Source organism: Saccharobesus litoralis, assembly GCF_003063625.1.
Classification (GTDB): Bacteria; Pseudomonadota; Gammaproteobacteria; order Enterobacterales; family Alteromonadaceae; genus Saccharobesus; species Saccharobesus litoralis.
This window is the reverse complement of sequence record NZ_CP026605.1, coordinates 66,828-92,706: the sequence shown is the minus strand read 5'-3', so window position 1 is coordinate 92,706 and position 25,879 is coordinate 66,828. Positions and strand designations below refer to the sequence as shown.

Annotated in this window: 15 protein-coding genes; 10 read left to right on the top strand and 5 right to left on the bottom strand. The window is 39.8% G+C overall.

Features of this window, described 5'->3' with window-relative positions:
- Nucleotides 1-34: 34 nt before the first annotated feature.
- Complete coding sequence (locus C2869_RS21995) at nucleotides 35-307, top strand: type II toxin-antitoxin system Phd/YefM family antitoxin (RefSeq protein ID WP_108605214.1); 273 nt, start codon at nucleotides 35-37, stop codon at nucleotides 305-307.
- Nucleotides 288-557, top strand: a complete 270-nt coding sequence (locus C2869_RS21990; protein ID WP_108605213.1) for a Txe/YoeB family addiction module toxin — start codon at nucleotides 288-290, stop codon at nucleotides 555-557. The genes C2869_RS21995 and C2869_RS21990 overlap by 20 nt, the downstream gene beginning before the upstream one ends.
- Nucleotides 558-883: 326 nt before the next feature.
- On the opposite strand, the gene C2869_RS21985 is transcribed toward C2869_RS21990, so the two are convergent.
- The 5 genes from C2869_RS21985 to C2869_RS21960 form a co-directional block, all read right to left on the bottom strand.
- Nucleotides 884-2,581 carry a hypothetical protein gene (locus C2869_RS21985; protein ID WP_108605212.1) on the bottom strand — a complete coding sequence of 566 codons (1,698 nt, stop codon included), beginning with the start codon at nucleotides 2,579-2,581 and terminating at the stop codon, nucleotides 884-886.
- Nucleotides 2,582-5,046: 2,465 nt separating this feature from the next.
- Nucleotides 5,047-5,982 (bottom strand): ParB/RepB/Spo0J family partition protein, encoded by a 936-nt coding sequence (locus tag C2869_RS21975; RefSeq protein WP_108605210.1) that lies wholly within the window; start codon nucleotides 5,980-5,982, stop codon nucleotides 5,047-5,049.
- A gap of 2 nt (nucleotides 5,983-5,984) precedes the next feature.
- Nucleotides 5,985-7,184, bottom strand: coding sequence for an AAA family ATPase (locus tag C2869_RS21970; RefSeq protein ID WP_108605209.1), 1,200 nt, complete (start codon nucleotides 7,182-7,184; stop codon nucleotides 5,985-5,987).
- A 1,270-nt stretch (nucleotides 7,185-8,454) separates the two neighbouring features.
- The gene (locus C2869_RS21965; RefSeq protein ID WP_108605208.1) at nucleotides 8,455-9,165 is read right to left on the bottom strand and encodes a FadR/GntR family transcriptional regulator; all 711 of its coding nucleotides are present in this window, start codon (nucleotides 9,163-9,165) and stop codon (nucleotides 8,455-8,457) included.
- A 479-nt stretch (nucleotides 9,166-9,644) separates the two neighbouring features.
- Nucleotides 9,645-10,280, bottom strand: a complete 636-nt coding sequence (locus C2869_RS21960; protein WP_108605207.1) for an RpiB/LacA/LacB family sugar-phosphate isomerase — start codon at nucleotides 10,278-10,280, stop codon at nucleotides 9,645-9,647.
- Nucleotides 10,281-10,600: 320 nt separating this feature from the next.
- On the opposite strand from C2869_RS21960, the gene C2869_RS21955 reads away from it, so the two are divergent.
- The 8 genes from C2869_RS21955 (at nucleotide 10,601) to C2869_RS21920 (ending at nucleotide 25,853) form a co-directional block, all read left to right on the top strand.
- Nucleotides 10,601-11,473 (top strand): diguanylate cyclase, encoded by an 873-nt coding sequence (locus tag C2869_RS21955; RefSeq protein ID WP_108605206.1) that lies wholly within the window; start codon nucleotides 10,601-10,603, stop codon nucleotides 11,471-11,473.
- A 900-nt stretch (nucleotides 11,474-12,373) separates the two neighbouring features.
- Nucleotides 12,374-14,167, top strand: a complete 1,794-nt coding sequence (locus C2869_RS21950; RefSeq protein ID WP_108605205.1) for a glycosyl hydrolase 53 family protein — start codon at nucleotides 12,374-12,376, stop codon at nucleotides 14,165-14,167.
- 430 nt (nucleotides 14,168-14,597) lie between these two features.
- Nucleotides 14,598-17,339: a TonB-dependent receptor gene (locus C2869_RS21945; protein WP_108605204.1), complete on the top strand. Its 2,742-nt coding sequence runs from the start codon at nucleotides 14,598-14,600 to the stop codon at nucleotides 17,337-17,339.
- Nucleotides 17,340-17,430: 91 nt separating this feature from the next.
- Complete coding sequence (locus tag C2869_RS21940; RefSeq protein ID WP_108605203.1) at nucleotides 17,431-19,773, top strand: glycoside hydrolase family 2 TIM barrel-domain containing protein; 2,343 nt, start codon at nucleotides 17,431-17,433, stop codon at nucleotides 19,771-19,773.
- Between the two features lie 150 nt (nucleotides 19,774-19,923).
- Entirely contained in the window at nucleotides 19,924-20,793 is an 870-nt protein-coding gene (locus tag C2869_RS21935) for a transporter substrate-binding domain-containing protein (protein ID WP_228710861.1), read from the top strand.
- 74 nt (nucleotides 20,794-20,867) lie between these two features.
- Nucleotides 20,868-23,456: a glycoside hydrolase 5 family protein gene (locus tag C2869_RS21930; RefSeq protein ID WP_108605202.1), complete on the top strand. Its 2,589-nt coding sequence runs from the start codon at nucleotides 20,868-20,870 to the stop codon at nucleotides 23,454-23,456.
- Nucleotides 23,457-23,483: 27 nt separating this feature from the next.
- Nucleotides 23,484-24,806 carry an MFS transporter gene (locus tag C2869_RS21925; protein WP_108605201.1) on the top strand — a complete coding sequence of 441 codons (1,323 nt, stop codon included), beginning with the start codon at nucleotides 23,484-23,486 and terminating at the stop codon, nucleotides 24,804-24,806.
- Nucleotides 24,807-24,851: 45 nt separating this feature from the next.
- Complete coding sequence (locus C2869_RS21920; protein WP_108605200.1) at nucleotides 24,852-25,853, top strand: LacI family DNA-binding transcriptional regulator; 1,002 nt, start codon at nucleotides 24,852-24,854, stop codon at nucleotides 25,851-25,853.
- Nucleotides 25,854-25,879: the final 26 nt, after the last annotated feature.

Below are 25,879 nucleotides of genomic sequence, written 5' to 3'. Positions count from 1 at the left end.
TGTACGGTTATTGGGTACATAAATGAGGTAAACAATGAATAGTATTAGCGTAAACCAATTTAGAGATAACCTTAAGTCATATGTAGAACAAGCAGCTCATGAGCATGAACCTTTAAAGGTAACAAGGCGAGCTGGTGAAGACTTTGTTGTTATGAGTGCTGAAGATTGGGAGCGGGAGCAAGAAACGTTACACGTGTTACAAAGTTCTAATTTGATGCAGCAGATAGCAGAATCTATGAGAACTCATAATACCAATCAAGGGTATGAACCAAATGAAGAGCAGATGAATGAGATCACTGGTATTTGAAGGTAATACCTGGGCTGTTTATGAGCAGATACGAGAAAAGGATAAGAAGCTGCATAAAGCCTTGTGCAAGTTACTTAAAGAAATGTTGCGGAGTGATCCATCACAAGGCTTAGGTAAACCAGAACAGTTAAAACATAACCTATCGGGTTTATGGTCTAAACGAATTTCCCAAAAAGACCGCTTGATCTATAAATTTGACGAGCATCGAATTTATATTTTTGCTATCGGCGGACACTATGATCAATATTAAAATTTAATGCCTCAGCGATTGTTTGGTTGCTAAACGGGCTTACTTCTAAACCCGAATTATTAGTTTAGATACTACTTTAAAGGTAGCTTTTACTTGTTCAACTCTTACATCCTGACCATCAAATTTGTCTATGTTGAGGTCTTTAAATGTATTCTCTATACGAGAAACCCATTTGGATACTTCAGATTCGAGCAACGATTCAAATTCTTTTAAACCGATAACGTCATAATCTCTTACTACAGAGTCCGATTTACGATAATGATGACCTAATTGCGCATTTGTAAAAAAAGACGTAATTTCACTGTGAAATCACTTATGTTTACTATTTAACTTTCTTGCACAGGTAAGTTTAACGATAAGGGTTTAATCTTCATTTCTTCCATCATATCTAAAACTGCTGAAACATTATTATTTTCTCTTAAAGCTACTAATTGTTTGGATCTTTTCTTGTCTAAGTTAATAGCCCAAAATTTGTAATTTATAATGCGCCTTAAATTTGGCGAGGCATTGGTTGGGGTTTCCGTCCAAATAACATAAAGCACGTGGTCGTACATGCTGATTAGGAAATCAGAGCGTGCATTGCGGATTGCAGAAATTGAGCCTTGTTCTGCTATGCAGTTTTCTGGTTTAAGTAAATGATGAAAAAGGTAACGTTTATTATCTTTAATTTGTTTTTGACGATTTTCTGTATCGCTTAATGCTTTCCAGTTTGTAAGAAACCGATCAAGATCCATTGGCCCGTGAGTTAAACCTTGTCGTGATAACATACTTTTTATGTAGTTATTCAATGTCCAAAGAAAACCCGCATTTTTGCTTTTAATTAGGATCATTTCTCGGGTAAATGAAGGTAAAAACTCGGCGTCTTCAATGCCTTCATTCATAACAAACTCTTCAACATGCAATTGGATACTTGGCGGTAATGCAACTGATATATAGCTAGGAATGGCCTTTGGCTTGGTTTCCATTAGTTCAGTGAATTCCAGTTGAACGGCATCAACCTCGTCAATAATGCTGATTAATCTTAAGCGTTGGCGATCTACAATATCGCCAGATTCATTAACGAAAACGGCTCTTAGTAGTGAATCTTTGGGTATTTCACTAAAATCGATTAAAAATTCAGTTGATGAGATCCTAACAAGACGTTTATAGAAGTTTATCTTGTCTTTGCCACCGGCGTATTGTTGGTTTCTGGATAATGTCAACTCGATAAGTTTACTTATTGAAATTAGCCAAGTTTTTTTAACGGGTAAGCTACTACGTAGCTTTTTGCGGTTATCAATAACGTATTCACGAATATGACTATAAACGCATTCTGCTGCGATTAGATCGTCACTGTCCATCATATCAGAATTAGCTAATGTTGAAGCTTCTACTGAAATATGACAGGTTTTACCATCTACAGGTACGGGGATTTTTATTATTTTAGTTTTTTCTGCCCGTAAGTGACTAGTGGGTACAGTGCGACCAATAATATTGCCTATTATTGGTTGGGTATGCATTGTTTTTAATGCTTGAGTTATTTCTTGTGAATCTGGATTTTTATTATGAATGATTTGATTGTCTGGAAATAATTCTAATGCTGAGGGCGCTGGGTCAGGGATTAAATCACTAACTACATTGTTAAGTAGGAGGATTTCTTTTTTTTGATTAACTTTGCTAACGCCTAAACAATCATTTCTTTGTTCATTTTCTACTTTATAGAGAAATTCTAACTTTTTGTATTTGCTTAGACGGTTATATCTATTTGATCGTCCAATTTTGGTGTTGCTAGGTTTACTTTCCAATAAATCAAATACGTAAAAAATATTAACTAAATGATAATCCCCAGGTTGATTTAGAGTTTTGGTTTGTGTTGTGGCTAACGTATTTAATGATTGGAATAACTGGTGATCGATATCGTCAATTATTTTTCTGTCATTTAGCGATTGAACTTCTTGAATAAAAGTATCCCATTGAAAGGATACTGGAATGGCTAATATAGAACCTGCCTTTTCAAGAGCAATTGCTTTAACTGTGCTAGACATAAATTAGAAAATGACAAAAGAAGATAGTTGATTATTATATGTATCTGATAATAGATCAACATAAATTATGGACAACAATTGGTTTTGTCCAATTAGTAAATTTACCTATTTTTATAATTAATATTTTTGTTATTTAATTTGAATAAATTTTAATAGTTTTAGGTAATTTTAGTTCGTAAAAAACGTTATATTTCAGTATCTTACATCGTGTTTGAAGTTGTCCAGTACAAGTTGTTCGTCGTCCAGTACAGCTTTAAGGTTGTCCAATACACCACATGGGTTGTCCAGTACAGGCTTTATTGTCGTCCATCCCGAATCTTAATGTTGTCCAGTACAATTAAAATAACAGGATATGCACAGGATACACACAGGGTGTTTTGGTATTCAATTTGAAATATTTTCGCATTTTAAGCGTTAATTTAAAGTATTGCTTACTTAATTTGTTTTTGCGTTTATTTTGCTAGTACTGTTCTATAAAGAAAGTGAGTAGTTGGATCTCGTTTAGGTCGAGTTGCTGCTTCGTCAAAGCAAAGCCTTAAAATACGACGCGCAGAATTTTGTTCCAGACAAATACCAAGTACCTGCTATCCATGCCTCTTGATCACAAGTTTCAGAAGCGCTCTTTTACGTTAAAAGGTTGAAATTTTATCACCCAGGCTTAGGAAAACACCCTCGTCATCCTCGCGCATGCGGGGAACCAACGATTTTTGTTGGATAAACATAGTCTGGTTTAAGCAAAAGTCACTGGGTTCCTGCCTGCATGGATGCAGGTACCAAAAGTAGGCGCTTTAAGCGAGGGCGATAGCAGGACGCGGTAGCTTTGCTTTCGCAGGAAAGACGGTACTTTTTAAACCACAAAATACTAACTACCAATCCGCATTTTTCTTTGCCTTTTGGTTAGCTTGAGATAATTAATATTTGTGTAGATGAGACAGACCTTCTATCCATGCAGGCATCAAGAGTAGGCGCCTGAAGCGAGCGTCGAACCTACAAAAATAGCTAGCCGTGTTTCAACTAATCAAAATTAAATGGAAAAAGTACCAGTTTCGATAATTACTGCAGGTTCTAGCCTCCTTAGTCTTAAGCAAGCTTGTTAGTTTAGTGGTGAGTGGCTTATTTGAAGCTGTAGATAACACATTAGCCATGGATGGATATAGGCTATATATGCCTGATATTGTTCCGTGCGCTCTACAATTGTGTTTACAGGGCGTTTCTGACTTCAACACAATCATTCTTCTACAAAAACATTAAAGAGCTTAATCTTACCTGAAGTCGATGTAAAAATTAGATTGGCGAGTGTACCAAGAGTTTAAAAAAGTACCGACTTCCCTGTAAAGGCACAGCTATCGCGTGCTGTTCTGCGCTTTAGTAGCTGATTTATGTTGTTCAGTACGGCTTATTCTTTGTCTGGGACAAATTTAACTGCTCTACTCCCTGTTTTAAACACTGTTTTTGTGTCGTCCAGTACAATGGATCCAATGTTATTGTTGTTCGGTTCAAATTTAACTGCACAACTCTTAGCTTTAGCACTACTTTAATGTTGTCCAGTACAATGGATCCAATCTTATTGTTGTCCAGTACAAATTTACTTCCCTGCACTCAGCTTTAGCGCTACTTTAATGTTGTCCAGTACAATGGGTCCAATGTTATTGTTGTCCGGTACAAATTAAACTTCTCTGCACTCAGCTTTAGCGCTACTTTAATGTTGTCCAGTACAATGGATCCAATCTTATTGTTGTCCGGTACAAATTAAACTGCCCTACCCTCAGCTTTAGCGCTAATTTAATGTTGTCCAGTACAGTTGATACAATCTTATTGTTGTCCGGTACAAATTTACTTCCCTGCACTCAGCTTTAGCGCTACTTTAATGTTGTCCAGTACAGTTGATCCAATGTTATTGTTGTCCGGTACAAATTTATCCGTCCTACTCTCAGCTTTAGCACTAATTTAATGTCGTCCAGTACAAAAGATCCAGCCTTATTGTTGTCCGGTACAAATTTTACTGCACCTACTCTTAGCTTTAGCGCTAATTTAATGTTGTCCAGTACAGTTGATCCAATGTTATTGTTGTCTGGTACAAATTTAGCCGCCCTACCCTCAGCTTTAGCGCTACTTTTATGTTGACCAGTACAAAGGATCCAATGTTATTGTTGTCCGGTACGAATCTAACCACCTTATTCTAAGCTTTAGAGCTGACTCAATGTCGTCCAGTACTAATTTAACTGCCCCAACCATGTTTTAAAACGTTTGTTGGCTATTAGTTTGATGGGTGATCCAGTTTTATTGTGGTGAGGTACAAATTTTTGCTGAAGGCTTGTCGATACTGGGTTTAAAGCGAGTGGCTATAAAAAATGATTGGCTTTCAATAGCAGTTAATCCATATTCTGTGTATTGAGGTACAAAAAAAGGCACTGTTTAGTGCCTTGAGTCGGGAGTGGAGACAACAATTGTGGACGTTTTAGTGATTAGTCACTATGTTGCTCTTGCAGTACAGATAATATTGCCGCTTCTATCTTTTCTTTTGTTTCATTGGGTAATTTATTAAATTCAAACGATAGTTTATTACCCTTTTCAATTTTATTTGCAGCCAAGCCTTTTTGTTTAAATTCGAAGATAGGAGACGCTAATTTAGCGCTTGGTGCTTTTGCAGATTTGAATGAGTCGCTGAGCGTTTTAAGAATACTTTTGGTATCTGTTAGATCTTGCTCTTGTGTCTGTTGTTTATAGGTGGCGCAAAACTCTTCTATTGGATCTCCGCTTTTAACTAAAAGTTCATTAACCTTAGCCAGTTCAACGTAGTCGCGTACAGATAGTTCGTTGATATCAGGAAAAATACTTAAAAGAGGTCGGCTTACTGAGGCTGCTCTTGTGCACCTTGATATCTTAGCTGCGCTAACGCCAATTTTCTGTGCTAGGCGTTTGCCGTCAATATTTAATCGTTCCATCATTCTTAAGTATTTAGCGCCCTGCTCTGCAATACTCAGCTCCTTTGCTGTTTGTAATTGCTCTGACAGCATCATGGCATCTTCTTCTGAAATGTCGTTTTCGGTATACAACATTTCAAGATTGACACCAGTGAGAATGGCACTTTGTCTTCTTCTTGAACCATCTAATATATCGAATCTGTCACCAATTTTTCTCGCGATAACGGGATAGTATTGATTCGTTTTTATGGTTTCAGTTATGTCTTTTAAATTTTCAGCACTCAGATTATCTTGAAAACGACCGTTAATGGTTTCGTTGACAAAGGTTTCGCTTTCAATTGATGCGTGTGGCACGGTATAAGCCGTCAAATCTATCTCTGTACCAGAAGCGAGTTGGATCGTTTTAATATCATTAGATAGCGTAGTTGTCGTTGACGTTATATTTCTGCGGCCGACAATCTTTTTTACTTTACTCACTTTTAATACACTCCGTCTCGAATGTTTTGTATTTTATTAAATACGGAAAGTGCAAATCGGTAAGCACTTTCTTTGGCTTTTTGTAATGTTTTTTCACTGCCCTGATAAACCATGCCTGTAGCAGAAATAACAGTATCAAACGACTCACCACATCGTTCAAATGCATCAATTCTTGGTAAATCTGCATCTAATAACTCACTGCCAAAGATTTCTTTAGCAATCGATTTACTTTGTTCATGATCGGTTTTTGATTGGATTTTTGTCATAAACCCAACATTTCTTGAAAACTTAACACTAGAACCACGTTCGGCTAAAGATTGGGCTAAATCGGGTAAGCGATTTAAGTACTTTAACGTACTATGTAAATCAACGGTTGCTGGAGGGATGGGGGTCATAAGTAAATCCGCTGCCACTATACTGTTTTCAAGTAGTGCGTCTAAATGCGGGCCACTATCGACAAAAATAAAATCATAGTGCCCTTTTAATTTACTGATAAGGTTTTCTGATAATACTTTTGAAGGGTGAGTATTTGGCAAGTGCTCTTCACAAATCATGCCCCAATCAGAAGCAATAAATGCGTCATCAATACTAGAAGGTAAAAGGTCAACATTTTTAATATTAGAAGAAATGATATAGTCATTAATCAACTCTTCTTCATCAATATTCTGCAGCATGGCTTGTGTTGCCGTGTTATCGACTGAGCCAATTGCGTTGTCTGAACGTAAAAACATAGTGGCAGACGATTGAGGATCTAAATCAATGACTAAAATTCTTAAATCTTCTTTAAGTAAATGGTCATGAGTGCGTAATGCATGCGCAAGCGTTACCGTGGAAACGGTTTTACTAACCCCACCTTTTAGGTTACTTATCATAATAACGTAAGGGTCTTGGTATTTGTCGCGGTATTTTTTTTCGCCTCTTTTTTCATAAATTTTTATAACGTCATCAGATGTTATTGAGTAAAAATTTGAATCGCCTTTTCTTTCAAATACATAACCCTCTTTTTCCATGTCGCTAACGGTTTTTTCAACAATCGCTTTAGACAAACTAGGCATTGAATGCAAGTTAGTTTTGGAATAGCGCTTAGTATATTGGCCAATCCCGACTTCATCTTTTTGTTGAGATATGATTTGTGTGAGATCTTCAAGCATCTTATGTGCTCTACTGGATACCCTTTTGGACTGTGCTAAGTTATTCGTCATGAAGCCTTAATTCCGTAATTGTGATAAAAAAGCGTAACTATGACGTTATTTTGTCATGTTGGTTAGTTGAAGGCAATATGTTCAAGAGGAAGTTATTAAGGAATGTTATCTTTTTTAGTTTTTCTTGTAGCATTAGCTATATGCAGATTTAATTTCACAGTGAAATCGTTGATGTACTTTAGCTTGTGTTGGCCTGTCAGTGTGATTTCACAGTGAAATCGTCGATGTACATTAGTTTTTGTTGGAATATCAGTGTGATTTCACAGTGATATCGTCGAAGTACATTAGTTTTTGTTGGTATATCAGTGTGATTTCACAGTGAAATCGTCGAAGTACATTAGTTTTTGTTGGTATATCAGTGTGATTTCACAGTGAAATCGTTGATGTACTTTAGTTTGTGTTGGTATGTCTGTGTGATTTCACAGTGAAATCGTAAATTTATTTTTTCGATATCTAGCGCTAATTTACCTTTGATAGAGACAAGGGAGAGGTGAATTAATAACACTATGGTATGTACAAATTTTGTAGATGAGCATTTATGCCTGTAGAGCCTGCAAACCTTACTGTCCAAATGGGCAAGACTACCAATATTAGCTGCTCTGAAGCCATGTCTTGCCAACAGCCTTTTTATGTTGCGACTTGTTGTTGGTTAGCGGCTTGCTGTTTGAGTTACTAAGTGGTTGTCAATCGAGTCAGAATGAAAAATGGATGAGTTAGTGCTGTTTCAATTTAATTTTGATTAGTTTCTACGTTGGCTTAAGTTAACGACATTGGGTCGGTCTTTAGGCTGATGGGTACGCGAGTTACAACGGTTTAAATATTGGCCTGCGGGATTTTTGTTCCAGACAAATCCCAAGTACCAAAATCCATTTAGGCAAAGGCCAACCTACAAGGGATTCAACTGATCATTTCTTTATTGAAACAGTACTAATACTCTGACACAAAAGTTATGACATGTTGCTCTCGTTTTTATTTGCAATCTAAGTAGAAAAGCGTGCGAGATTAAAAACCTGTTGCATTGTAGGGCCAAATTTATTTCGGCTAATACAAGGTTTTTCGATGTAAAATCGACCCTGCAATTTAACTAATGGCTAGAGAAGGGGAGAGCCTTTTTGGGAATAAAGTCTATTAGATGTAATTAATTAGAATGCCCTTTTCTTTTTTGTTAATAATGCAGGGCATTAGCTTTGGCTTTAGATTGTCATTTCTTTCAATTTTTTCAATTTTTTCAAATTAAATCACTTAGTTAAAGTAAAACTATAATATTTGCCTACAAGCGATTAATACTGTTTTCTAAATGTTGACGCATAGATTCTTTAGCAAGATCAGGATCTTGTTTCTGGATCGCATTTACTATTTGTCTGTGCTCTTGATTAATCATTTTAATCAAGGTGTTTTCTAACGGGGTGTCGTCATTGTGGTTAAACAATGCTTTTTCTGCATTTAAGTGGCAAGTGCCTGCAAACTCAACAAAGCGTTGAATGAATTGATTACCAGTTGCTGCTGCTATTGCATTATGTAAATTGATGTCTTCGTATGTAGTGTTGCCTTGTGTTGCTAACTTATCTTCTAAGCGTTTTAATGCCTCTTTAATGTTGTTTAATTGAGCTGCTGAGTGATGGATTGCTGCCAAAGCGCAACTTTCAATCTCTACTGTTTTGCGTAGTTCTAATATGGAAATAACATTAGATTTATTAAAAAACTCAAATTGACCTATTTCTAATTTAGCTGCAGTGTTATTTTCAATGACAAAAATGCCCCTGCCTTGTTTACTTGTGACTAAACCTTCTGCATGAAGTTGGGCAACAGCTTCTCGCACGACGGTACGACTCACACCAGTTTGCTTTTCAATTTCTTGAATGGCTGGCAGTTTGTCACCGCATTTAAATTCGCCTATTTTGATACTTTGTCTTAACTGCTCAGTTAATTCATGGGCGAGGGTAGGGCTCTTTTGAATTTTTGCAAACACTGATAAATTCATAATATTCAAATTGATTAAATTCTAATGTTTATCGTTAGACTTAATGGGTTGATAAACTGATACTTTTTTCAAAAAAGAAATGATCAGTTGAATCCCTTGTAGGTCGAAATTTATTTCGACAATAGCTGCTGAGCTGCTACAGGTTTGGTTTCCAGCTGCCACATTGCTTAATATATGCAGCTATTGTCGAGGCTCCAAAAGTAGGTGCTTGAAGCGAGCGTCGAACCTACAAAACATAGCTAGCCTTGTTTCAACTAATCAAAATTAAATAGAAAAGGTATTAGTACTCCGACACAAAAGTTCTGATATGTTGTTGGGCCGAATTTACTTCAGCTAACACAGGGTTTTTTGATGTAAAATCGACTCTATAATTTAGCAAATGGTTATAAATTCAACCGTTCAAAACTTTTGAGTTAAGGTACCAGGCTAGTTACATAACAAGACCGCGCTCTTTTCAATATAGAAAAGAGCTCCGCTGGTTAAGCGATTAAATCGTTTACTAAACTGGCAATTTCTTGATCTTGACCATGTTCAAATAAGCATTGCTGAAAACGCTTACCTGCTACAGCCGTTTGCAGTAATTCTTTATCAATACATGCCAAGGCATTCATGTAGTCTTTAGATACAGCACTTTTTATTTGATTTAAAATTCCAGCATTGGCGACTTGAGAGTCTTTGCGCTCTGGTGGATACCCTTGGCCTTTTACGCCGGTAAACGCTTTTTCAAATATATATCTCATATTCAATTCCGCACCCCAACCAAAACCTTTGGCAAAAGGTAAAGATAACGCATTACCATTGTTGATTTGCGCAAACAGGAAAGCGTCTGAAGGTTCAATACAATAACCGCAAGTGACACCAGGATAAGCATTTAATGACATCAGTGCGCCTTGTCCTGTGCCACATCCGGTTACTACAAAGTCAACGGCTTTTGAGTTCAGTAGTAAGCTGGCCATAATGCCTAAGTGGATATAAGTGAGTCTATGATCGTTATCGCTATTCATACCGACATTAAATACACTATGTTTATGTTCATCGGCCACCGCTTGTAACTGTTCTAATACAACTGGGTTTTTAGCGGCTTGGCTGAATTCATTCATTAATGCTATTTTCATTTTCGCTCTCGTTAATTTAGTTCTTGTCGTTTTTTATTTATCTATACTTGTTACATATTTATGAACATTACTTTTTACAATAATGCCACCGGTAGCATTTGTGTGCAAGTGAGTTTAGAGTAAAGCTTATTTTGCGTATAATTTAGTCTGGGTTAAGTCTCTTTTTTTAAAAAATTAATGGTTTTAAAATCAATAACTTGTCTATTTTTAAATCCATTCTTGTTTAATAAATCTATTTATTTTTACATTTATGTTACTTTTTTCTTACTATTTGATCTATAATTGCTACCGGTGGCATTGGTTCGATTGAGAGGTTTGGTATGTTGAAAATCGCAAAGTTAATTTTCGTTGTTATTGTTGTAGCTGTTTACTTTCAGGTTTCTGTAGGGCTAGCGGCAGAGGGGGTTGTGGTATTAAATAAAAAATCCGCTTCGCAAAGCAATTATATGCGAGGGCTTTTAGAGTTAACCTTGTCACATGCGCAAACTAAATACCAGCTACAATCAACTGCGACTAAGTTATCTAAATCCAAAGTATTAGCTTCGATGAAAACAGGCGCTATTTCATTAACTTGGGGTGGTACATCTGAAAAATTAGAACAAGAGTTTATTCCTATTCGTATCGATACTTACCGAGGCTTAATGAGTCATAGACTGCTGTTTATACGTGAAGGACAACAAGCCAAGTTCGATCAGATCAAGAGTGCGGAAGATCTTAAAACCATTAAGTTTGGTCAAGGTCGACGTTGGCAAGATACTAAGATATTGCAGTCTGCTGGTTTAAATGTGGTGACTTCGAATAAAAAGAAAAACCTATACTATATGCTGGAAGGGCAGCGCTTTGATGCTTTCCCTAGAGGGGCTAGCGAAGCCTTAACTGAGTTAGGTTCGTATTCCGATCTTCCTCTTACTGTTGAACAGAATCTTGTGATTGTTTATCCGTTGCCGACATACTTTTTTGTTTCTAAACAATTTCCTGAACTTGCAGAAGATATTGAGCTAGGATTTGAAACTATTTTAAAAAACGGTCAGTTTGATGAGTACTTTTATGGCTCACCTGAAATTAGAAGTACGTTAAGCCAAGCCAATTTGAAAGCTCGCCGAGCTATTCACATTGATAATCCATTTTTACCAAAAGAAACCCCTTTACATCGTAAAGAGCTATGGCTCGATTTAACCAAAGTGGAGCTGTAATTTTTATTGCTTAGCTTACAACTCTAGTATTTTTTCAATTTAATTTTGATTAGTTGAAATCTCACTTTTAGGTCGAGGCTCGTTTAAAGCGCCTACTTTTGGTGCCTCGACAATGGCTGTAGATATTAGGCAATGTGGCAGCTGGAAACCAAGCCTGAAGCAGCTCTGCTGCTATTGTCGAAATAAATTTCGACCTACACGGGGTTAATTTTTTGTGGCTTGAATTTGCCAGCATGGACGTAGGTATTTAGCGCCAGCTAGATTACCGCATTCGCAGGTTTCTTGTTCCAGACGAAACCTAAGTACCTACATCCTGTAGGCACGGCAATGGCGAGGGTAAATAGCAAAACTATGGTTTGTAAATCTATAGTCTTCTCGCTCAGGCTTTATGGTTCATTGTCAGCGCTTACTCACCCCAATCACATAATAGAGCATATGCTCATGGGGATTCGAAGCTTGACGGCTTCCCCTAAAACCTGATCGCTTTGACTATACTACGCAGAATAATTACAATTTCCCCATCTATTTTTGGTCAATTTGTCCTTTTTACATAAACACGCATTACGAGCATCATTTTTCGCCTCAATACACAGCTGTATCGGTCTTTGTTGTTGTTTCCTTTGCCTAATTTACTCATCTTGTTAAAAAGTGGTTAACGAATTCGACGTTTATATTTTCCCAATCAGTTGTAACTAAAAATAATATCGCAAATATCAATGGCTTAACTCAGGTTTATAGGGTAATTCTCTTTGTTGTGTTGTAAATATATTACCCTGTTGTTACCCTTTTTTAACCTTATGTTGTCATTAGCATTGTTTAAACAAGCAATCAGGCTCGGTATTTACATTAATATCGGCAAACACAGCAAGGTAATAACCACACAAACTCAAAGAGGGTAACATGACCAAATATTCGATTGGCTTGATTCCGATAGTGCTGGCCAGCTTGTTGGCTTGCTCGGGTGCAACAAAGTCTTATGCCTATTATAAAGGCGTCGACTTGTCCTATATTAATGAAATGGAGGACTGCGGGGCGACGTATTATGAAAATGGCATTGCAAAAGATCCATTTCAAATTTTTGCCGATCATGGGGCGAATATTGTTAGGGTAAGACTATGGCACGACCCAACGGCGCGTCATACTTTGCCTAGTCAATATTCTGGCTATGCGGATGTCGTAAAATCTATACAACGCGCGAAAAACGCGGGCATGCGGGTGATGTTAGATTTTCACTATTCTGACAATTGGACCGATCCGGCCGATCAAGCTATCCCGCATGCTTGGGCTCATTTGTTAGGAAATACCAGTGCATTGGCGACAGAAGTATACAATTATACTTATCAAACCTTGAACGACTTAAACCAATTAGGTTTAATGCCAGAATTGGTGCAAGTGGGTAACGAAACCAATGGCAACATACTAAGCGCTGAAGGTGCCGATTTATATCCTGTGGATTTTGCACGGCAAGCGACTTTGCTCAATGCTGGTTTACAAGCGGTGCAGGACGCGGCAACGTCTTCATCCATTAAGCCTAAAACCATTTTACATGTGGCTGATCCCAACAATGGCGACTGGTGGTATAGCAGTATTCGCGATGCTGGTATTCAAGATTACGACATTATTGGTTTGTCGTTTTATCCTGAGTGGCACCCAGGCTCAGTCAATGACATAGGTAACATTATCACTTCACTAAAAGACAAGTTTGCTAAAGAGGTGATGATAGTTGAAGTGGGTTCGCCTTGGACATCGGCAAATAACGATAGTGCAGCCAACATGATGACGGTTTTGCCGAGTGCATATGGTCAACCTTCGATTGATGCCCAGCGCTCTTTTTTGGTTGATTTGGCCAGTGAAGTATATTCGCGAGGAGGTTATGGAACCGTGTATTGGGAGCCAGCTTGGGTTTCTACTGGTTGTCAAACTCAGTGGGGAACCGGCTCTCATTGGGATAACGCCACATTCTTCGATTTTAACAATAATTTGATCGAAAACGGCGGAGTTAAATTCTTAGAGCAAAATTATGGTAATCAAACTTTACCGCCAGCGAATAATACTTCGTCACAAACCACAACGTTTTGGCTTGATATGAGTGCGACCGCGGCGACCAGCGCTTATATTACCGGTAGTTTTAGCGGTGATGCGGGTTGGCAGATCATTGAAATGCAAAATCAAGGTAATGGGATTTTTTCTTACACGACGCAAATTCCGCAGGATGAAGTAGGAGCCTATTACTTTTTACAAGACAATGATTGGTCCAGCCGCGAAACCGTACCGAGCGAGTGTGCATTACAATGGGGAAGCGACAGGCAATACCAAATTACAGGGAGCAATCAGCATTTAGGCCATGTGTGGCAAAGTTGCCAGCACGTTGCTAATCCGCAAGGTAACGTTACCTTTAGATTAGATTTAACTGGCGTACCTCATACTGGCGCTTATATTACTGGTGAACTTGGCGGTAATGCACAATGGCAGCTCAATCAGATGGCGGTTGAAGCTACCGGTATTTATCGCTTCACAACCTCGATTGATGCAGGTAGCCAAGGCGCGTTTTACTTTTTAAATAGTGAAGATTGGCAGAGTAGGGAAACAGTACCAGCCGAGTGCGCATTAGTTTGGGATGTTGATCGGCAATTTACCATTGCCTCTGGTTATCAGACGATCTCATTAAAATGGGCAAGCTGCGATAGTTTCTAGCCTGCTCTAATATCAATAACTACTGTGCGGTGGTTACTTACGCCGCACTTTTGTTTTCCTGCATTTATCGTTTCCCTCTCTTATTCAAATTTATCTTATTCGTTGAAGCCTAGTCCGTAGCCGCTACGCCGCTATTGTTGCAATTAATTTCAACCTACAGGGATTTAGTGCATAACCTCTCTCAATACGGCGTGTTTTTGTTTAAAAAGCGGGCAAATTAATAAATTTAACCAACTAAATTGTCTTATGTAACAGTGTTTTACCTTTAAGGGTAAATAAATTACCCTTTTTATCTGGATTTATTGGTTTTGTTTGGTAATAATATTAACCAGATGAGTTAATCATGTTACCTGTTTGTTATTTTTTGGTTTTATATGGCGACTCTTCCAATACGCACTAAACTCAAGGTATTCGCTCGAAGGGGAGCAATATGAAAAACAACATTAAATACAGCACAATCGCACTTGCAATTAGCCAAGCACTTATTTTGAATGCAGCCATTGCAGAAGAACAAACCACTCAAGAAGACAGTATCGAAACCATTGAAGTTCGCGGTTTTGGTGCCAGCCTAGGCAAAGCATTACGCGAAAAGCGTTTTTCTAACTCGGTCGTTGAAGTGATCTCGTCTGATGATATTGGCGTTTTACCCGACGTGAGTATTACCGATTCTTTGGTTCGTTTACCCGGTATTGCGGCATCGCGCGATCGCGGTAATGCCAGTCGAATTTCAATCCGAGGTATGGGTCCACGTTTAAATGTAGCGACCATGAATAATCGTGAAATCGTTTCTGCAGAGCCTAGCCGTGATGTGCGTTATGAGCAATTTCCGGCTGAATTGATTAACTCAGTTGAAGTTTATAAAAGCCCTGTCGCTAGTAAAGTTGAAGGTGGCATCTCTGGCTTAGTGAACATGAATTTTGTTAAGCCACTTGACGTGGACCAGCGCAAAATCAATTTAGGCGCCAGCTTGATATATAACGAGCTGGAAAAAGATTTACCTGATACCGACGGTCAAGGCAGCCGCGCTAATTTTAGCATTGTCGACAAGTTGTCTGATTCATTCGGCTATGCTTTTGGCCTAACCTATCAAGACCAGCCTTCTTTAGGCCGCGGCGTAGAATCTTGGGATTATGTCGCAGATGCGAATCGCGGTGATATTAACGGCAACGGTAAGCTAGAATCAAACCCTTGGGGTGCTGTTGCATTAAGCAAGCGCGGCAATAATGAGCGCACGGGTGGTTTACTCATTTTAGATTTTAAACCGAGTGATAGTTTACGTATTCAAACCGATCTTTTTTATTCGCAATTTGATATTAAAGAGCGTGATGATCAATTTGGCGCGGGTGGTTTTGGTAACTACAATGACGAAGATAAATGGCGTTTTGAAGGCGCAACAACCGAGCCTGTGTTTATTGATAAAGCAGATGGCTCTGAGCAATTAGTGACAGCCAGCAAAGCTAATCATGGTGTTCATGCGGCTATCCCGACGTGGTTTCAAACCAACGAAATGCTAAGCGGTGGGGTAAACCTTGAGTACACTGGCGATGTATGGACCACTAAATTAGACATGGGTTACTCAGAAGCCAGTATTGAATCTGTTTGGGTTAATATTACCCCTGTATGGACGCAATCTGATTATGAATTAGGGATTAACACCCATAATACCGATGCCGCACAAGTGGTGTTGGTATCGGGTGATGTAGTGAACCCTGATAATTGGGCACTGCACGATGTACAGCTAACTGACGAATGGCGAGAAGACGAGAATGGCAACTGGTATCAAGTCGAAGGCGATGTTTACGCGCAAATGTCAGGTAATGAAGATCGCATTCTCACTGACGAAATGTTTAATATTAATTTAGACTTTTCACGTGATCTTGATTGGGGTGTGCTAACTAAATTATTAGTTGGTGGCCGTTATACGGATCGCACTAAAGAAAATGACGAAGTGAATACGTGGTTTAGACAAGCCAGTGGCAATTTTGCCGATATCGGTATGTCGTACGACATAGGTGGCGATTATGTGACCCCAGGGATCTATACCTTCAAAGATTGGGATCAAGTTGCCAATCAAGCTTTTGGTGGTTCAAGTAATCCAGATGCTAGCCGTAGCGACAAAAACATTTTAGCCTCGTGGCAGTTAGACGAAACCAATACCGCATTGTATGTTCAGTTAGATATGGCGGGTGAATTAGGCGATATTCCGTATACAGGTAATATTGGTGTGCGCTATGCCCAAACTGAAGTGGTGTCGACAGGCCATCAACAAGAAGGTGGTTTTTGGACACAAGATGAAAATGGTGAATGGTACGAAGTGCCATTAGTGACAGCGCCAGCGCAAATTGAACATGATTACAGTGAAATTCTGCCATCATTAAATATGTTGTTTAATCTGACTGAGGATTCGCAAGTTCGTTTAGGTATTGCACGCACCTTGTCGCGTCCGCCATTGTTAGAAATGCGCACAGGCTTCTCGCTTGATCCAACCACAACCCCGCCAAGTGCAGGTGGTGGTAACCCTCGCTTAAACCCATATATCGCCGATCAAGTCGATTTAGGCTACGAGTATTACTGGGGTGAAAAATCAGCCGCGACTATCAACCTATTTTATAAAGATCTGAAAACCCATATCGGTTTAACCGATGGTGAAGTGGTTGTGGGTGACGAAACCTATGCGTATTCAGGTTCGTTAAATGGCCAAGGTGGTGAAATTAAAGGTTTAGAACTTATGTTCCAGCATAGTTTTGAAACGTTACCGGCACCGTTTGATGGCTTGGGTGTGTTTTCAAATTACTCGTATATTGATAGCGGAGTATATGAATTTAAACCGACTAATAATCCTTATACGTTAGGCGGTATGTCTAAGCACAATGCTAACTTTACGCTTTGGTATAGCAAGCATGGTATTGATGCGCGAGTGTCAGCTAACTATCGTAGCGAATATACTGGGATTAATAGCTGGAAACCACAACGTGTTAACTTAAACGCAGCGGAAACAACTCTTGATGCTACTTTAGGTTACAACGTGACAGAAAACTTAAAAGTGACCTTACAAGGGCAAAACCTCACCAATGCTGCTTCGGTGAGTTATTGGGACAACGACAAAGAAAGACCTGCGCTTAACGTAGAGTGGGGACGTCGCTTCTTAATTGGCTTCAATTACTCAATGTAAGTAACTACTTGCTAACACACCACTAGGCGCTGTTTAGGCAGCGCCAACAAGTATTTTGTTTTCTAGCGTATTAATTTTTGGGAGGTCGGCCATGCGCGCGCTTCTAGTTTCTTGTTTCTCCTTTTTCTTCTTGCTGGCTTGTAGCCAACAAACGGCGTCGGTTGTTGAGCCAATTGCTAATCAATTACCGCAACGTGTTTCACTTAACCAAGGTTGGCAGTTTCAAAAAACACCGGGTAAATCAACGGCGGCTGAGCCACAAGCGCTTGATTGGCAAACGGTTAATATTCCGCATACGCCTAAAGTTGAGCCTTTATTAGTTAATGATCAATGGCAAGGTATTGCGTTTTATCGTAAATCATTGGATTTAAGTCGTTATAGCCAAAACCACACCTTGTATTTGCGTTTTGAAGGCGCGATGAATGTGGCGGATGTTTGGCTAGGTGAAAGCTATTTAGGTCAGCATGTAGGTGGTTACTTACCGTTTACCTTCGATATCTCAGAGTATGCTGGTCAAAAAAATCTGCAGTTATTAGTGCGTTTAGATAATCAAGACAATTGGATCACAGGTCCAAAGCCACTGCATTTATTAGACTTTAATACCTATGGCGGTATTTACCGCGATGTTAATCTTATTGTTAAATCTAAGCTACACATTACCGATGAAATGGCAGTTGGTGAAGTGGCTTCTGGTGGCATTTTTGTCACTAGTCATGATGTCAGTGACCAAAGTGCGCAAGTTAAAGCTAAAACTCATATCGCTAATGCCGGCACAAGTGCAACTCAATTTACGATTAAACAGCAGCTTTCGTTTAACGGTCGTTTGATTACAGAACAAACTAACACTTACACATTATCAGCCAACGAGTCGCGCCAGTTTGAACAGGCGTTACAGGTAAGCAAGCCTAAACTATGGCACCCTAATCATCCGCATTTGTACCATTTAACCACCAAAGTGCTGGCTGACGAGAGCCTAGTTGATACTGTGACCACGCGTATTGGTATTCGGTCTTTTACTTTTGATGATCAACATCAGTTGCTGATCAACGGCCAGCCTGCTTTTTTACGTGGGGTTAATCGTCATCAAGAATACCCACATGTTGGTTATGCGACTTCTGCGCAGGCGGATTATCGCGATGCTTATAAAATAAAGTCAGCGGGTTTTGATTACGTGCGCTTATCGCATTATCCGCATTCTAAAGCCTTTATGGATGCAGCTGATGAGTTAGGTTTAGTGCTGATTGATGCGATTTTAGGTTGGCAGTATTACTCGCCATTTCCTGAGTTTCAGCAACAAATTTACCAAACTTGTCACGATTTAATCCGTCGCGATCGCAATCATGCCAGTGTATTAGCGTGGGAGTGCTCGTTAAATGAATCTTGGATGCCAGATGACTTTTTAAGCCGTTTAGATCAAATTATTGAATCTGAATACCCAGGTGCTTATTCGGCTGGTTGGCAAAAAGGTTATGATATTTATTTGCAAGCTCGTCAGCATAGATTAGAACATTATGACGAGCCAAAGCAGCCTTACAATGTATCTGAATACGGTGATTGGGAATACTATGCGCAAAACGCTGGATTAAACCAAGATGCTTGGGCTAATTTAAAATCAGAAGAGCGTACCAGTCGTCAACTACTGGCCTATGGTGAAAAGCGCTTGCTGCAACAAGCGACCAATATACAAGAAGCGCACAATGACAATTTAAAAACCCCTGCATATTCCGATGGATATTGGGTCATGTTTGATTACAACCGTGGATATGCTGATGATTTAGAAGCGTCAGGTGTTGCGAGTATTTATCGTTTACCTAAATACAGTTATTACTTTTATCAGAGTCAACGCTCACCACAATTAGTGTCGGATAAATATCAATCAGGCCCTATGGTTTATATTGCCAGTGATTGGACGGTTGATTCAGATACTCAAGTGCGTATTTTTACTAATACCGACAAAGTCGAGCTGTACTTAAATGACAAATTAGTGGGTCAAGCAACACCACAGGCTACTGGCATTGCCAGTGAGTTAAAACACCCGCCAGTTCATATTAAAGTGCCAGAGTTTAAAAAGGGTACATTGAAAGCAAAGGCTTACTTACAAGGTGAGTTAGTTGCGACACATCAAGTTGCTACGCCAAGTCAGGCGACGCAAATTACCTTGTCAATTGACGAATCGGGTGCCAAACCAGTGGCTAATGATGTCATTTTTGTTCGCGCTCAATTACAAGACAGTGCTGGTAACCCTGTGTACGACAATGACGTAGCCGTGCAATTTGCCCTTAAAGGTGATGCGAGCATTGTCAATCCACAAACCATAGTGACAGAAAAAGGCATTGCGACGGCGTTAGTGAAATTAGGCGCGAATTATAACGGTATGACAGTGACGGCCAGTTGCCCATCGACTGATATTAAACCGTTAACTCAAGCGTTTTAGTTGGGCTAAGTTTGGATTAGTAGGGAAGCTGAGCCTTGGCAAAGGTGAAACCGTTACCCGTGTTTCACTTTTCTTACTTTTCACTTTACATCGAAAGGGGAAAGGGCATGGTCTAGCCCCAGCCCTTTCTATTCCCACTGGGAGGGGCATATGAATAAGTTTATTAAACGGCTAGCCGTATTGGTTGCTTTATTGGGGTTAAGTTATGGCTCGGTGGCATGGGCGGCCAATATTGAAATTCGCCATAATAAAGCCGAGTCACCCAAAGAAGCCTACCAACTTTCCGTGCTGCAATTGGCGCTATCTTACGATAAGGCCAATCAGTACCAGTATGTACCTACCCAAAATACCTATTCGCAAAGCAAACTCATTAAAGAGTTAGAAAATCAGCACTTAGATGTCATTTGGCTTGGCACTACGCAAGAATACGAACAAAAATTTATTCCTATTCGCGTTCCTTTATATAAAGGCTTGTTGGGTCATCGGGTTTTTATTATCCGCGATGGTGAACAAGGTACTTTTTCCTCAGTCACCTCGTTGGATGATTTACGCCTGTTAAAAGCGGGGCAAGGGCGTTATTGGGCAGATACCCAAATATTAAGTCATGCCAATATTCCGGTGATCACTACTAGTAAATACCCAAACTTATTTTATATGCTGGAAGGCGCGCGTTTTGACTATTTTCCGCGTGGGGTACACGAGCCTTGGGCTGAAATAAACGCTCATCAAGATCTGCCTTTAACCGTAGAGCAAGATTTATTGCTAGTTTATCCGTTACCCGCTTATTTGTTTGTTCATGCCAATAACCCGCAATTGGCCGCTGTGATCACTAAGGGGTTAGAGCAAGCGCTAAGCGATGGCTCGTTTGATAAACAGTTTTATGCTAACCCTATGATCAAGCAAGTATTGGCTAATGCTAATCTAGGTGCGCGCCGAGTTTTTAAAATTAATAACCCAAATTTATCTGAGCATACGCCATTTTCTGACAAGCGGTTATGGCTGGATATCAGTGTATTGTAACTACGGCGTGTACTAATAGTTGTGTCTGCAATTTGCCAAGGATGGCAATTTTTTAAAATATTAGAGAAGAAATCATGAAAACCTTAATTAAGCACACAGCGGCAACTTTAGCTTTGGTTGCCAGTATCAATTCCATTGCGGTGGCGCAAACCACAGTAAAACAAGGAGTTATATACGAAGCAAATGGCCAAGCCATGGCGAGGCTCGGAGTTAATTACAACACGCCATTTGCTTTTGGCTATCGTGCTGCCAAACGTTTAGGTGTAGATGCCAAACAAGCGATAGATATGGATGTTGATCATATCGCTCGCTTGGGCTTGGACTCCTACCGAGTCCATGTGTGGGATCGAGAGATCAGCGATCAAGACGGTAACCTGCTTAATAATGAACACATGGAATTGTTTGATTATTTAATGATGCGCTTAGCGCAGCACAACATTAAATCCATCATTACCCCAATTGCTTGGTGGGGCAATGGCTACCCAGAGCCTGATCAGCCAACACAAGGCTATGCTAACAAATACAGCAAAAGTGGTATGAATGCCGAAGCGCAAGCCATTACAGAAACGCAAAATTATTTACGCCAATTCGTCCAGCATAAAAACCGCTATACGGGCGTTAAGTTAATGGATGATCCTAATATTTTGGCATTTGAATTATTTAATGAACCCAAGCATTTAGACGCGCAAGCGACAACACCTTATTTAAATACGCTAATTGATACCTTAAAAGATATTGGGGTTAAACAGCCATTGTTTTACAACATCTCTGAGCAAGGAGACTGGCAAGACTTTGCCAAGGCGGTGTGCAGCGCTAAATTAGATGGTATTGCGTTTCAATGGTATCCAACGGGTTTAATTAAAAATACACGACTCAATACCAATGTTTTGCCTAATGTAGCTCACTATCATAACCCGTTTGCTAACATTGACGCTTGCCAAGACAAAGCCAAAATGATTTACGAATTTGATGCAGCTGACTCGAGCCGCTCGGTTATGTATCCGGCCATGGCGCGCAGTTTTCGTAGTGCAGGTTTTCAGTGGGCGACGCAGTTTGCTTATGATCCGGCTATTACGGCGCACAGCAATGCCGAATATAATACGCACTACATGAACCTACTTTATACGCCGAAAAAAGCTTTAGGTTTAATGATTGCTGGCTATGCCTTTCGTGAATTACCTTTGAATTATCAGCAAGATAGTTATCCGGCCAATAATCAATTTGGTAACTTTAGTATTAATTACCATAAGGATTTGGCAATTTATAATCATACCAACAGGTTTATTTATTCTAACTCGACGAGTGCCAAACCCAAATCGCCACGGCGTTTAACTCAAGTGGCGGGAACCGGCAGTTCACCCATAGTGCAATATGCAGGCACAGGTGCTTACTTTTTAGATAAGTTAGCTAGCGGCCAATGGCGTCTTGAAGTCTACCCTGATGTATTAAAACGAGACGATGCTTATCGCACCGGTAGTTTAAAACGAGAGGTACGTCGCCTTTATGCCGCGAAGCGCCAATTTACCTTAGATTTAGTGGATTTAGGCAATGACTTTTGGCTAACGCCATTAAATCAAGCGTCACAAGGGCAATCAGTACAATTGAATGCTGCGCAAAAAGTTGAGCGTGGTCAATTTGCAGTTGAGCCAGGTATTTACTTATTGTCGAGCCAAGCGGTTTCTCAAGCGCAAATAGCTAAAATTGATAATACCTTTTTATTGCCAGCCAACGTTAAGCAAGACAAGCCGTTAGCGGTTTGGCACCAAGCGCAACGGGCTTTTAACTTAACTGATGAGGTCACTTTTACTTTTCAAACTGGTGACGCCAGTGGAGCGGATTTATCTGCCGATTTGTATGTGCGCTATAAAGAAGATGCCAAGTTTGCGGTGTTTGCAATGGATAAAAAGCCAGGCAACCAGTTTAGCTTTACCCTACCTAAAGATTGGACGCGTACCGGTATTTTGCAATATGGCATTGTGATTAATCAGTTTGATCAACAAATCACTTTTCCTGGCCATGCTACAGGCAACCCGAATCAATGGGATTTTGTTGCCAAGCAAGATTTTTGGCAAAGTCGCTTACAAGCTAGCGGTACGCCGATTGCGTTACTTGATCCGAGTTCAGACTGGGACGTGAAAATTTATCCTAAAAAAGGCCATTCTAAATGGACACATAAATTTACTGAGTCGGGTCAATCGGTTGTTCTGCAGTTAGGTATGGATGCGTTAAAAGCTGACAATGCCAATTGGTTAGCGCGTTTTGCATATGCAGAAGACAATAGCTTAGCGGGGCGTGATTTAAAAGGTTATGACCATTTGCTTGTTAAAATCAAAGGGCATGGTGCGCAAGAACATGTGCATTTTGGCGTATTAGATAAAGACGGTATCGCGTTTGGCACAGAGTTTTCAGTCACTAATCAATGGCAATACAAACTGATCCCATTGCCTAGTTTAAAGCCGGTGACTTCTATGCTGACTAAATCTTATCCTATGTTTATGCCTGCTGAACGCCAACTGACTCCGGAAAAAAATAAGCTAGCCGCGAGTGATATGCGTTATAGCCAAGGTTTGCAAATTGGTTTTTCTATTGATAAGTACGCCAAAAATCAACGTGATAAATGGCATGGTATTGAGATAGAGCAAATCACTTTATACAAAAAGTAACCTGTAGCGATAAGAGCGGGATCGAACATGGTTAATTTACGGCACAAAATAGCAATAGGCAGTGGTTTTTTTGCCCTGTTTTTTGTCGGCCATGGCATTGGCGCGTTAGCGATCCCGTATTATCAAATGATATTGGGCGTCGATCCCTTTTATCTAGGCATAATATTAACCCTGCCTATTCTTATTTCCGCTTTGCTTAGTCCGCGCATAGGTTTAAACATAATGCGGTTAGGGCAAGCGGGTATCAGTAATAGGCTGGGTATATTAGCCTTTGGTTGGGGAGCCGCCCTGAGCTTTGGTTTGTTATGGACAGTGCCGGTGGCTTGGTCGTTAAATGCAAAACTCATTTATCTACTCGTGGTGTCTGTTGTGTTTAGTCTTTGCGCCACCTATTTAACCATTTACATACGTAGCATTGCTTACAACTTGGCCGACAGTGCGCAAAACGCCACCCATGTAATGGGCTTTACCAGTATTTTTGAAAAGCTAGGTTCTATTATTTACTTTTGGTTGTTCCCTATGGCTCAGCTAAGTTTATTTGCTGATATACATATGGGCATGCAGTGGGTGGGGTGGCTAACGTCAATTGGCTTAATTGGTGGTTTAGCTACGGTAGCCGCAATATTAAGTGATGATCTGTTATTAAAACCTTGCCATGCCAAGCAAACCGAACCGCAAAAAATCAATACCCCCCAATTGTCGCCAAGCTTGCATAAGCGATTGATCATTTTATTGATTTTGTTGTTTATTCAGTGTGGTTTGATTGGTTTTTGTATCAGTTTTGATTTTTATATTCTGGTCTATTTTGTTGATAATGGCGATATCGGCCAAGGCGCTTTTTGGAAAGGCGTATTGTCGAGCGCCTATGCCATATTAGGGCTTATCTCGATCCCAATTGTCATCCATTGTGTAAAACGCTTTGGAAAATTAGCCTGCCTGCGCGCCATTTATGTGATTAGTATTGTTGGTGGCGCGAGTAAATGGTTTATTTATGCGCCAGGTAATCAAAACTGGTTAGTGCTTGATGCATTATTAGGCGTATGGATTTGGACGGCAGTATCTGCCGTTATTCCAGCTTTGCTAGCGGATATTTGTATTGAGCACAAAGCAAAAACCCAACAAAAAATAGAAGCTTTTATTGCTAGCCGGCAACATTTTATTTTACAGGTGTCTGCGGTGTTTGCGTTTTTAGTGTCTGGGTTAACCTTGAATAGCATTGGTTTTGATGCCGCCAATGGCATTGAACAGTCAACCGATGCTTTGTGGTTGATGCGCGTGATATTGGCTGCGGGTAGCGTGATATTTAGTGCTATCCCTTTGTATTTTTTAGTACAATTAAAAAAAGCTTAACGCTAACCGTGTTTTTATAGTTAAACGAGTTTTACAGGTGTTATTGTGCCAACAATTAAAGATGTAGCCAAAGTAGCGGGCGTTTCAACGGCTACTGTATCAAGGGTTGTGAATGGTCAAGGAAAAGTCGGCGAGCAATGTCGTGCCCGTGTGACTCGGGTTATAAAAGAACTTGGCTATAAATTACATAATGACTCACCCAATAACATCACGACCGACACCCAAGTTATTGGCTTGGTTACGCCTAAAATATCCATGGCTTTTTTTGGTTTGCTAGCCGCAGGTGCAGAGGAAGCTGCTCGCGAGCAAGGCTACAACTTATTAATGTGTAACTCGTCTTATGAAACCTCAACTGAGTTAAAAGCGATTGAATCGTTGCGCAACCAAGGCTGCAAATCGATTATTTTACACAGCGAATATTCAGATGAAGAAAAGTTGATCCAATTGTGTCGCGACATTCCCGGCTTGGTTTTAATCAATCGCTTTATTTCAGAAGTATCTGAACGTTGTGTTTGGTTTGACAATAGCTCAGGTGCGCAGAAATCGGCTAATTACCTTATGGACAAAGGCCACAAGGATTTTGCGATTGTCAGCAGTATTTATCAAAATGGTGATCCGAGTGCGCGGGTACTCGGGGTTAAACAAGCTTTGTATGTGCGCGGTATAGAAATTGATAATGATCTTGTGATTGAATCAACGGCCAATATTGATGGCGGGTATGAAGCAACTAAACAACTGATAGATTCTGGTAAGCCTTTTTCGGCGATTGTGGCGTTTAATGATTTAATGGCCATAGGTGCGGTGCATGCTTTAACGGAAGCCGGCATTAAAGTGCCAGATCAAGTATCAGTGATCGGCTTTGATGATTTACCCATTGCTAAAGCTTGCCTACCTAAACTGACTACCATGCATTATCCGGTTGAAGAAATGGCTAAATATGCGGTGGATTTGTCTTTATCTTTAGCTAAAAACGAACCTAAGCATTCTAAACAAACCCATTTATTTGTTGCCGATTTAGTCGAACGCGCATCAGTTGCCCAAGTTTAAATTATGGTTGTTACAAGGGTGGGGTT

Excerpts from the sequence above, each read along its gene's own strand:
- C2869_RS21960 (WP_108605207.1), bottom strand. The coding sequence starts at position 10,280 with ATGAAAATAGCATTAATGAATGAATTCAGCCAAGCCGCTAAAAACCCA.
- C2869_RS21995 (WP_108605214.1), top strand. The coding sequence starts at position 35 with ATGAATAGTATTAGCGTAAACCAATTTAGAGATAACCTTAAGTCATAT.
- C2869_RS21935 (WP_228710861.1), top strand. The coding sequence starts at position 19,924 with ATGAATAAGTTTATTAAACGGCTAGCCGTATTGGTTGCTTTATTGGGG.
- C2869_RS21930 (WP_108605202.1), top strand. The coding sequence starts at position 20,868 with ATGAAAACCTTAATTAAGCACACAGCGGCAACTTTAGCTTTGGTTGCC.
- C2869_RS21985 (WP_108605212.1), bottom strand. The coding sequence starts at position 2,581 with ATGTCTAGCACAGTTAAAGCAATTGCTCTTGAAAAGGCAGGTTCTATA.
- C2869_RS21950 (WP_108605205.1), top strand. The coding sequence starts at position 12,374 with ATGACCAAATATTCGATTGGCTTGATTCCGATAGTGCTGGCCAGCTTG.
- C2869_RS21990 (WP_108605213.1), top strand. The coding sequence starts at position 288 with ATGAGATCACTGGTATTTGAAGGTAATACCTGGGCTGTTTATGAGCAG.
- C2869_RS21940 (WP_108605203.1), top strand. The coding sequence starts at position 17,431 with ATGCGCGCGCTTCTAGTTTCTTGTTTCTCCTTTTTCTTCTTGCTGGCT.
- C2869_RS21925 (WP_108605201.1), top strand. The coding sequence starts at position 23,484 with ATGGTTAATTTACGGCACAAAATAGCAATAGGCAGTGGTTTTTTTGCC.
- C2869_RS21955 (WP_108605206.1), top strand. The coding sequence starts at position 10,601 with ATGTTGAAAATCGCAAAGTTAATTTTCGTTGTTATTGTTGTAGCTGTT.
- C2869_RS21965 (WP_108605208.1), bottom strand. The coding sequence starts at position 9,165 with ATGAATTTATCAGTGTTTGCAAAAATTCAAAAGAGCCCTACCCTCGCC.
- C2869_RS21945 (WP_108605204.1), top strand. The coding sequence starts at position 14,598 with ATGAAAAACAACATTAAATACAGCACAATCGCACTTGCAATTAGCCAA.
- C2869_RS21970 (WP_108605209.1), bottom strand. The coding sequence starts at position 7,184 with ATGACGAATAACTTAGCACAGTCCAAAAGGGTATCCAGTAGAGCACAT.